The following is a 10,316-nucleotide window of genomic DNA, read 5'->3' as shown; positions in this document are numbered from 1 at the left end:
GTAATAATCCTGGTTATCCTTTCCCGCTTTGTACATAATGGGCTTTAGCACCTTCTTGATCACCAGCATCAAAACCACCATCACCACGGCCATAAGCACCGTCATGGTGCCGTTGGCGGCAAAGCAATAGCAGATGATGAACAAGGAGACCACTCCATCCGAAAGCATCTGCAAAAGAGCCAGAATCAGCGCGTACATATTGTTCACATCCGAGGTGATGCTCCTCTGCACCACCGCCGTATCCGCATTTAAGTAAAACTCATAGCCCCGTCTTAAATAATTGCGCATCATACGCTCCGAGGTGCGGAACTGATTGGTGTACACAAAGGAAAAGGTCAATTTCTGCTGGATGAACAAAAACAGGTTCTTCACCACAAAGGTAAGGATCAAAACCGCCATCACAGTGATGGAAAAGGTTTGGTAGTCCGCTATCCCCGACAGCTCATACAGCGTTTTCGTGAGCCCGCTTTTTTCAATGGACTCCGGGTCGATCACCACATTTACCACCTGAACCAAAAGACCCACGCCCGCCGTCTGCAAAAAAGCGCCAATTATCATCAGGACGATCAGCCCTGCCATAATAGTCTTCTGCCTTCTGTCCAGCAAAACATTCAGCTTTTTTATGATTTGTAGCATATTATCTCCTTCATTCCCGGCCTCCCAAAGGACCTGGGGTTAAATCTGCTCATTCTGTCTGTGAATGGCTGGTTCCTCATAGGCATCCATAAAATCCTCCCCCAGACGCACCACCTCATCCGCAAAGGCTATGGCCTTGATTTCCGTAAGCACTGCCACCGCCTTTTTGAAGCGCAGTCTTGGGAAAAAATTCAGCACCTCCATAGGTACCTTTGCATCAAACTGGGGATATTCCGGAAAAAGCTGTCTGTAATCCAGCGCATCTCTGGGATGCGGCTTTAAGAATACCGTGCCCTCCTTCTTGTACCGGTCTGTGATATCCCTGAAAATCCTCTCCCGAACGGAAAGGCTGCACAACGGGTCTGTCAGCACCAGGATTTTATCTCCAATTCTGCTGCTTTCCTCTATCTGCTTTTCAAGTCCCTCCTTATCCCGGATAAAGGCCTTTAGAATCATTTCCCGATCTGAAGCATCCAGCCTGTCAGCCAGTTCCTGCCTAGACTGCTCAATATACCGTGGACAGGGGTATTTTATGGCGGAAATATCATTGACCTCCATATCCAGACAGTATTTTCCGTAGCCATTCTGCACAAAAATCAGGTTCAGCCTTCTGGACAAAAAGGCCTTCAGGCCAAAGTGCCCCCTGTTGTCGTACCGGGCCGCGTCAAAATTTTTCAGGCAGTTAAGCCCGTCCTCCAGGGCGTGGTAATGAATCTTCTTCTGATTCAGATAATAGCCTATTGGGTCGGAGTCGCAGTACACATAAATATCCTTGTATTTACGGAAATCCACCGGAATGTATGGCTCCTCCAGTCTTGCATAAAGTCTGGTAAACCGTATCCGGTTGAGGAGATTTTGAAGGAAGTTTCCGCTGTCCTTTCGGAATCTGGCAAGCTGTGGAAAAAAATCCTCTCTTTTTTCGTCAAATTCCACAACGCCGGCAAAGAGCCCCGTGCTTTCCACCCGGCTTTTCAGCTCTTCAAAATCATTGGACATTTTAGAGAGCACAAGCACAGCCTGTCCCCGCATTTCCTTCGGCAGATTCAGCTCCTTCAAAAAGGTCACATATACATGATAGTAGGTATGGCAAACGTAAATCCTGTCATTCATGGAAAAAATCTCCTGCATTCCCTTCATTCTAGCACAACTTAGGCTGGTAGTAAAATACATCTCCCATTTTTCAAAAATTCTTAAGGGATCCGGTACAGCCAGATTCCCCAGAAGGAGGTCTCTGTCTCATAATATCCCATACTTTCAAGCCCCATACGCTCAGCATCCGCAATCTCCCCTCCGGAAAACAGGTATTCGCAGCCAAGGGTCTTTAATGCTTCCATATCAAAATCCAGATTTTCATAGACCACGCCGGAGCCCTTTTCCAGATTCCAGTAGGTTCCCGTCACGCTGTTAAACAGATAGCAGCGGCTTCCCCATTCATCAAAGTAAAGCCGCGCCCCTTCATTTTTTCTAAGCTCCTCAGCGATAACCTGCCGAAAGCAGTGCTTATACTCCAGAGGATAATTGTTGGAATAACCGTCTGCCGTGTAAAAGCCGTGCATCAGAGAGGGCGCAGGGCTCACGCCAAGATGTGCCACGCGATATTCTTCCATATTCCTTCCTATGGCGTCCTCCAGCTGCTGCATCAAATCCTCCGCATAATAGCTCTCCCATGTAACATATCCGGTTACCCCGGAGCCGTTGTTTATCTGATTTACATTCCTGTAAAAAGACGAATTTATCTTCACAGGCTGAAACATGGGAAGCAGAATAAGAGCTGCCACAGCCAGTCTGAGAAAGGTTTTATTTTTGCCCGTCAAAGGCCTTAAGGCCAAAGCCAGCTCCAAAAGCCAGCAGGAAGGATACAGCCAGTAATATCTCTCCAGCTGAAAATAGCGTAAAAAACCGCTCAGGCTGTTTTTGAAGTCTGCAACAGGCTGGGATTTGCACACACCGTAAAGAAGAGCGACTGCCCCCAGGGCCGTCAGCCCCGCCACAGCCTGCAGAAACTGCCTCTTTTTCTCTCTATCCATGCGTCTATAACAGATGCCGTTCCATAAAAGGAGAACGCACAGGGGAATCAGCATATATTTGTGGTAGGAGGGCGCATGCTGGGCACTATTTAAAAAGACCTCCTTTACCGTTTCCCAAAAAGGCTGTCCATAGTTGACCAATTCCTCCCTGTGGCTGACATACTCCGCCTCCCCCACAAGCAGCTGAACAAAAAGGCTCCAGTTCACTGCAAGATAAATACACAAAAGCAGGGCAAAGCCTCCGTACACCCAATAATTATGCTTTTTCTTTAATATCATCCACACAAGCCGCAGCGCCCAGAGACTTAACACCACATAGCCTATAAGCACCAGATGGGTGGTAAGCCCAAACAAAAGCACCAGAAGCAAGGCCGTTATCAAATGCTTCCTCTTTTCCAGACACATCCAGGCAAAAAAGAGCATGGGAACTCCCAGAATAGACAGGCCGTAGACAGGCTGTATGGGCAGCATGCAGAAAAAAGCTCCCAGCACAAAGGACAAAATGCTGCTTCCCGTCAGCTCCCTTGTACAAAAATACATCCCGAAAAAGCCTGCAGCCCACACTATTGCGTATTGCACAACAAAGGCGGTAAAGGTGTTAAAATATCGGTATAAGGGAATAAACAGCACCGCAGAGGGCTGCATGCCGCTTTTGTTGATCCCGCCCAAAAGCTCCGGGAAAATCTCATCCCCCGTCCACATATGCCGGGCATTGAGCACATAGGTAAGCAGGGTCTCATCCAGCTGGTCGTGTATCTCAAATACACTTCCCTCCCCCAAAATAAGATACGGCAGAAATGTAACAAAAAACAGCACAAGCCCCAGGGGCCAGAGAGGCCATCCATCCACCCGATAAAAAAAGGCATCCAATTTTTTAAACATTTTTTTCCATTCCATGATAAATCTCTATTTCTGCATTCCAAAATCAAATTCCATTCAGACTCAGCCTTCCGTCAAAGTAGTATACCAGATATGTGCCTCCATGAGATACTGTAAAAGAATCCACACAGACAGGCTCAGATGCTGTCTTTTCTTCCAAATATTTTACCGACGAATGCTCTTTTCCTGTTGCATCATCGTAAACAATCAGATAAATTCCATTTTCGTTGTCTGAGAGATATTCCCGCAGGGCTTTTCCCATGGGCGGGCTGTTGGAATACCACGTCCCCATTATCATGTAATTCCTCTCTCCATAGATTTCCGTCTCCAGGGCGCTGCCCTTATAATAGCTCATAGCCACTGACTCCAGGAAATATTTGTGATCCGGCCGCTTTAAGCAATACTCCCCTATTTCGCGCATTCCTTCCATAAAAATCCTTTGTCCCGTATTTTGCTCCGTTATATAACGGTACTGCTGCCTTCCAGAGAAATAGGCCCCGGCACCAAACAGGCAAAGTACCAAAAGTATAACGCTTCTTCCCAGCCATATCTGCCACTGCTTCTCTTTTCCCCTTTCAGATTCCTTTAATGGGGCTGCCTTTAACATAAGCATCCAAAGAAATGCTGTCTCGCAGGCAAACAGGGGAATCACCACCCTATGGGGCATTCTTCCCATATAGAACAAATACCCCCAAACAAGCAGCTTGGCGGCCTGCAGGCCTCCCAAGGGCACAAGCAGCCTGAAACGTCTTGTAAAAAGCAGGAATGCTAAGCATACAACGCACATAATCATAGAAACCCGGTTAATGCCCCATCTGTCATTTTCCCAAAATTGCCGCCAAAGGGCGCTCCAAAACTGAGATAACCCTTCCGTCTCCCATTTCGCTTTTGCATATTCTTCAATCTCCTGGATAGCGTCCACCGAAATATCCCAGTCCAAAGCCTCATAATTGCACCACGCCTCATATTCCGCCCTTGTCACCGCATACTTTTCCAGAATCGGCTCCACTTCCTCATATTCCGGTTTTCCCCAATAGTCAGATATCTTTGCTCTGGCTTTGTCATATCTTTGGAATTCTGCCCATCCGCTTCCACTGTAACCAATTGCATTTCCCAAAAATCCCACCACCATAACGGTGCCAAGAATCAAAACCGGAATTATCAGCTTTTTCCCCTTTATCAGATAAGTGGTTCCTTTTTCGGCCACCAAAAATCCCCCATAGACAGCCATCCCCATGGGCATTACCAAAAGCATCGCATCTCTTCTGACCAAAAAAGATAGCAGGGACAGTCCCGCAAAAGCAAAATAACGCCATCTGCCATTTGCTCCAGACAAGAAGCATATCCAGGCAGCCAATGCCAGCATCACCGCCACAGAGGTAAACTGCAAAAGCCCCAGCACGTAATAATGGAGGAGGAAAAAAGCCATAGCTCCAGCCACCACAAAGGGTAGCTGTTTCACGCTCGCGCATTGCCAGGACACAGCACAAAGAATCGCAAAATAAGAAATGCCAAGAAAAAGAATCAACATTCCTCCATACCATGGTATTTCTATTGTCAAGCCATAAAGCATGGATAAAGGAAGGGAAAGAAGGTAATTGATATGTACTGCATGCGAATCCCTCTCACCCAGCATGGCTCCTGACAATATTTCCGTAATATATCTGTCGTCATTGGTCTCAAAATAGATGCCGCTGCTGGCACAAGCCGCAAGCACTATCCCAAAAGCCGCCATTGCAAAGAAAAAATACAATATCGTTCTTTTCATGTGATATTCCCGCCTAAAAATGCACAATGATATAATCTCCCATGTCCACTACCGAGCCCTCCGCCGGAAACTCAGGCAGCGTCAAGGAGTATTCCTCCGCCGCAGCATAATCCCCGTCTAAAAGGGGCACAAGCTCATGGCCGTGCATGGCGGCAAAGCGCACCAGCTCCTCATCACTGTCAAAGGCATATCTGCCCCAGTCGATCACAGACAAGGAAGGGGTCTGGGCCACCCACACACCGTAATCCCGATAAAACTTTTCCAAAAGATGCTCGTCCACCAGAGAAGTAATCCGAAGCATTTGATAGAAGGTTTCCGAGTTATACTCCACATAGGCATCCGCAATAATGCTTTTGGGAATCTCATAGGTCCCCGTAAATACCACCGGCTTAGAGGTATCAAAATCCTTCTCCAAAACATAGGCCACCTGATTCATGGTGTTTTTGGCGTCCTCATACTTCAGGTAATCCACATAAAACCACCGGTTCATATCCGCGCACTGGTTCCAGAGAATCACGCACAGCAACGCCGTAATCACAGCCCTCGGCGCTTTCTTTAAAAAGAGCTTCCTGGCCGCGTACACAAGCACCAAAGCGCCGTATCCGCAGATCACAGGCAAAAACTGAGCCGCCCGGTACAGTGTTGCCTTTCCCTCTACAAATGCAAGCAAAAAAGCTGCCAGAAAAGCCCCTGCGCACAAAAGGAAAATCCACGGGTCCCTCTTTCGCATGCTCCGGTAAAGGCTGAAGCTGACAATCACCGCCGATGCAAGCACAAATATCTTGATTGGGTAGTAGGCCAGAGCAAACACCCCATACATGACAAACATCCGCTTTAACACCATGGCAAACTCGCCAAGCGCTCCCGGCGCAAGCATCCAGGAAAGCATCTCCCCTATGGACCGCTGCACAGCCTCCTCTTTCAGGTATTCCAGCCCAAAGACTGCCGTCACGCCCGCAATCATAAGGCTTCTTAACACAATGGCCAAAACTGCGGCTGCCGCCCCAATCCCCAGCGCAGGCAGCATTTTTCTTTGAAGGCCTGCAAAGCGCTCCGACAAAAGAAAAAGACACAACCCCAAAAGCCATACTGTCATAAAGGATTCATAACAGCCTAAGGCAGCCCACAAAAACAGCACAGAGCCTGCAAAAGGCCCAATACATTTCCCACGCTTTAAGCCCTCTCTAAAAAAGCACAGGCTGACACCGCAAAACAGATATCCCAGCGCAACCCCATTGTGGAGATAATAGGTAAACACCTCACTTAAGAGGGGGCAGGACACAAACAGACAGGCGAACATGATATATCCAAGCTTTGGCACCATCTCTCCCAGAATGCTGTAAAACAAAGCGCACCATACCGTCACTGCGGCCATGAGGATCAACACCGCTGCCAAATCTGTGAGGAAGGGGGCATAATCCCCGATATCCAGCACCTGATTCAATAAAAACAGCACCCATCTGCCCACGATGGCTGAAAGCCCCTCCTCAAAATAATAGGCATAAGGCGTATCGTCTATACCTATGGCAGAATGGGTTACCAGATAGCCATAGGAAAAAAGCGCCGAAAAGCCAAGGAACAGCAGATACACTTTATTTTTATAAAATTCCTGGACATAGATAAGCCACTTTTTCATGCAAAAATACCTCCGCCGCCTTTCAGGAAAGCCCCGTCTTGGGAACCAGACGGTAAATCACAAAATCATAATACATATAGTGAAAGCTTAATGCCTCCTCATAGTCGTACAGCTCCGCCATCTGATCGGGCTCATTCCCCGCAAAGCAGATATACCAGAGATCCCCCTGAATGCTTTCCAGCTGGCTAAAATCCGTCAGCGCCTCCGTATTGGCAAAGGGAAGGCTGTAGAGCTTATAGCCATAAAGAAAATACTGAAGCTGCGGATGGTACACATTCAGAAAAATAGTATGGGTATAAGGCCCGATGAAGGCGTCCTTTTCCGTGACCTCCTGCGCAACAAACTCCTCATAGACTGCAAGCCCATTGTCATATTCCAAAGAAAGCTCACTTCGATACTGCAGCACGAAGCACAAAAGGGCAGGCGCCAGAATACAGACCCTTCGTATGGGGAATTTTCTGGCAGCGCCAATATCGTCCTGGGCACAGGCCCGGCTCATTCCCACTGCATAAAACAGCATGAGAAATCCAAAGCCCGGAAAAGCATACCGCCCTAAAAAGCAGTTGTTGATAAAAATGGAAATCAAGACTCCTGACAGCACAGTAAGGCCCAGGGCAAGCATTCCCACCGCAGGAGCGTAATTGCGTCTGCTTTTCATCCAGTCCACCGCATAATACCCCAGCACCACCAAAAGCCCCATGCCAAGGAACACCACCAGCCCAATGGGCGTTTCCAAGGCAGAAAACCACTCCTTGCAGTAATCCATAAAGCTGTAGATGGTGGGCCGCTCCGTTATGGAACCCGTATTATAGCGCATCCGAAGCAGCATCTGGCGCAGGGTCACCAAAAGCCATGGAGAAAACACAACAGACACCACAATGCCGCTTAGGAAAAAGGGCTTCAGCTTTTTCTTCTGTCCGCTGTATAAAAGAGCACCCATAAACAGCAGATAGAATAAAAAGGTCTGAATCAGGGCAAAGGTGTGGCAGTATACCGTACAGATACTCGCCACGCAGAAAATGATCCATTTCTTTCGGATTCCCCCATCCTGCGGATCTGTCAGAAAAATATCATAGGCGGAAAGTCCCGTGAGGGTAAGACAGAAAAGGGCAAGGGCATACATACGCACGTTTCCCGCCTGCACGGACATGATGGGCATCAAAAGGGAAAACAGCATAAACCATACCGATATCTCTTCCCCGAACAGCTTCTTCACATAATATTTTCCCAGAAGCATATACCCCGTCATAAACAAAAGGGACATAAGCTTCAGGCCATAAAAATGGGTATCCCCGCCAAAGAGATGATAAAAGAGCTTTAACAGCACATAATAAAAGGGGGAGTGATCATCCACAGCAGTAATATAGATCAGCCTTTTCCAGGGCAGTGAAACCATGGACGCGGAGTAGGCTTCATCATACCAAAGCTGATTGGTGATGCAAAGCGCCCCCCAGATGACAAGCGCCGCCACAGGGAGAAAGTGCCACAAAAAGCGCTGTATTTTTATTTTGTTCATCATAACCGGTTCCTTTCAATATGCTACATTATACCCCAGCAGTATTTTCGAAGCAAGTTAGTCTATCATTTTTTCTCCCAATATGGTAAAATCGGGGAACAGAGGCATTCTCACAGAAGGGGCAGATGAAATATGAAAAAGACAAAATCACCTTTTAAAATAATTCTCCGGTGTGCGGCGGCATGCGTCATTCTTACAGCGGCAGCTTTTCTTTTTCTGTATCTGTCCACACCAGCCAAGAAACGGGAGGATTTCAAACGCATTTCCTCTCAGGATTACGACAGCGTCTTACTCTCCATGTTTCCCGCCTCTTTGTACGATCCTGAGGATTTTGCCATCTATCGGGGCATGACCCTGCTCAAGACCGGCTATGAAATTCCAGATGCCTCCACCTTGGACGAATATCTAAGCCATATTGCAAAATCCGGCAATTCTATAAATACCATTTACCTGGGCGTCCTGCCAGAACAGATCACAGGCAGTGAGCTGTCTATGATTTTGGAAAAATATCCTTCCGTGATTTTTGAGGTTATCCCGGCATACCCTTCCCTGTCGTATTTGTCCGGTCTCTCTTCGGAGGAATTTTCCTCCCTCTGCGCCTCCTATGAGGAGCTGATTTCTCCTTTTCTTGGTTCGGATAACATTCACTTTTTTTCCTTTTTTGCCCAGGAATGGTTTATCTCCAATCCTGCCAATTATCTGACGGATTTTGAGGCCACCGAGGATATTTCCCGGCTGGTTATGCTCAATGCAGACAGAGACCACCCCTACCTTCTCACTCAGAAAAATTTTTCCTCCCTTTTTGAGGATTACAGGGCTTTGGCGCAGACAGCAGCGGAGAGCACAGAGACTATGCCCGATTTGTCCCAATGGACCGTGATTTTCTTCGGCGACAGCATCATTGCAAATTACACGGATTCTACCTCTGTTCCCGGTGTGTTAAGCGGCATCTCAGGGGCTTCGGTTCACAATCTTGCCGTTGGCGGCGCAAGCGCATCCTGGGATGAGAATGAAAGCACATCCTTTCCTCATGTAGTGCAGTCCTTTTTGGACAGCGGCTCCCCTGGAGCAAAAGAGGCGGACAGGCTTTGCTTTGCAGTTAATTTCGGTCTCAACGACTACTTTATCGGACTTCCGGCGGACGACGATGCAGACCCCTATAACAGCAAAAGCTATGCCGGGGCTTTGCGCCTTGGCGTAAAGCTTTTAAAGGAAGCCTTTCCCGATGCCGATATTTTTATCATGTCCCCGAACTTTACCAGCTATTACGGCTATGGAAGCATCCCCCAGAGTGAAAATGGAGGAACCCTCAGAGATTACGTGGCTGCGGCCAAAGAAGCCGCTTCTGATATGGATGTGCATTTCTTAGATAATTATACAGAGCTTGGCATCAACAGAACGAATTCCAACAGCTATCTTCTGGACGGATGCCATTTAAACGAGGCCGGAAGGTTTTTGTTTGGCACACACCTGGCAAAAGCCATAGCTGGACTGTAAGCTTGAAATTGCTCCCAAAAACATCAATCTCCAGGAAAGGAATCTTCTCCCATGAAACAGAAGCTGAAAACCTATTATCCTTATATCTTTCTTTTACTGGCCCTTTGTCTGTTAATTATCCTGAATCTATTTTTCCAGGATCACTGGCTGGACTCGGATATGGCGGCAGAAATGATTTTTTCCAGACTTCTGGCCCAGGAAGGGCATATTTTTGCATCCCCTGACTGGTGCTATTCCACCGAGTTTCGATTTTTGTATACCCACCTGATTATGGGGCCCCTCTTTCGGATTCTAAACAACTGGCATGCTATCCGCACCATCACAAACCTGGTATTTTACGGCCTTTTGCTGGTATCC

The 10,316-nt window shown here is 47.6% G+C and carries 8 protein-coding genes; 2 read left to right on the top strand and 6 right to left on the bottom strand.

The window, feature by feature from the left end:
• The 6 genes from AC1WIP_RS06055 to AC1WIP_RS06030 all read right to left on the bottom strand — a co-directional run.
• Nucleotides 1-636: 6TM ABC transporter family protein (locus AC1WIP_RS06055; RefSeq protein WP_481140991.1), on the bottom strand; the 636-nt coding region annotated here is incomplete at its 3' end.
• A 39-nt stretch (nucleotides 637-675) separates the two neighbouring features.
• Complete coding sequence (locus AC1WIP_RS06050) at nucleotides 676-1,746, bottom strand: glycosyltransferase family 52 (protein WP_481140990.1); 1,071 nt, start codon at nucleotides 1,744-1,746, stop codon at nucleotides 676-678.
• A gap of 80 nt (nucleotides 1,747-1,826) precedes the next feature.
• Nucleotides 1,827-3,545, bottom strand: a complete 1,719-nt coding sequence (locus AC1WIP_RS06045) for a DUF6044 family protein (RefSeq protein ID WP_481140989.1) — start codon at nucleotides 3,543-3,545, stop codon at nucleotides 1,827-1,829.
• A 43-nt stretch (nucleotides 3,546-3,588) separates the two neighbouring features.
• A complete protein-coding gene (locus AC1WIP_RS06040) occupies nucleotides 3,589-5,310 on the bottom strand; it encodes a hypothetical protein (RefSeq protein ID WP_481140988.1) in 1,722 nt (573 codons plus the stop codon).
• A gap of 13 nt (nucleotides 5,311-5,323) precedes the next feature.
• The gene (locus tag AC1WIP_RS06035; RefSeq protein WP_481140987.1) at nucleotides 5,324-6,946 is read right to left on the bottom strand and encodes a glucosyltransferase domain-containing protein; all 1,623 of its coding nucleotides are present in this window, start codon (nucleotides 6,944-6,946) and stop codon (nucleotides 5,324-5,326) included.
• A gap of 22 nt (nucleotides 6,947-6,968) precedes the next feature.
• Nucleotides 6,969-8,465, bottom strand: a complete 1,497-nt coding sequence (locus tag AC1WIP_RS06030) for a hypothetical protein (RefSeq protein WP_481140986.1) — start codon at nucleotides 8,463-8,465, stop codon at nucleotides 6,969-6,971.
• Nucleotides 8,466-8,594: 129 nt separating this feature from the next.
• Here AC1WIP_RS06030 and AC1WIP_RS06025 point away from each other — a divergent pair, with 129 nt between their 5' ends.
• A complete protein-coding gene (locus AC1WIP_RS06025) occupies nucleotides 8,595-9,959 on the top strand; it encodes an SGNH/GDSL hydrolase family protein (RefSeq protein ID WP_481140985.1) in 1,365 nt (454 codons plus the stop codon).
• Nucleotides 9,960-10,010: 51 nt separating this feature from the next.
• Nucleotides 10,011-10,316, top strand: a 306-nt coding sequence (locus tag AC1WIP_RS06020; protein WP_481140983.1) for a hypothetical protein, incomplete at its 3' end; no start/stop codon positions are given.

Source organism: Acetatifactor sp., assembly GCF_982438285.1.
The sequence above is the reverse complement of the archived record's forward strand: the minus strand, read 5'-3'. Positions and strand labels throughout refer to the sequence as shown.

Excerpts from the sequence above, each read along its gene's own strand:
- AC1WIP_RS06050 (WP_481140990.1), bottom strand. The coding sequence starts at position 1,746 with ATGAATGACAGGATTTACGTTTGCCATACCTACTATCATGTATATGTG.
- AC1WIP_RS06045 (WP_481140989.1), bottom strand. The coding sequence starts at position 3,545 with ATGTTTAAAAAATTGGATGCCTTTTTTTATCGGGTGGATGGATGGCCT.
- AC1WIP_RS06040 (WP_481140988.1), bottom strand. The coding sequence starts at position 5,310 with ATGAAAAGAACGATATTGTATTTTTTCTTTGCAATGGCGGCTTTTGGG.
- AC1WIP_RS06035 (WP_481140987.1), bottom strand. The coding sequence starts at position 6,946 with ATGAAAAAGTGGCTTATCTATGTCCAGGAATTTTATAAAAATAAAGTG.
- AC1WIP_RS06030 (WP_481140986.1), bottom strand. The coding sequence starts at position 8,465 with ATGATGAACAAAATAAAAATACAGCGCTTTTTGTGGCACTTTCTCCCT.
- AC1WIP_RS06025 (WP_481140985.1), top strand. The coding sequence starts at position 8,595 with ATGAAAAAGACAAAATCACCTTTTAAAATAATTCTCCGGTGTGCGGCG.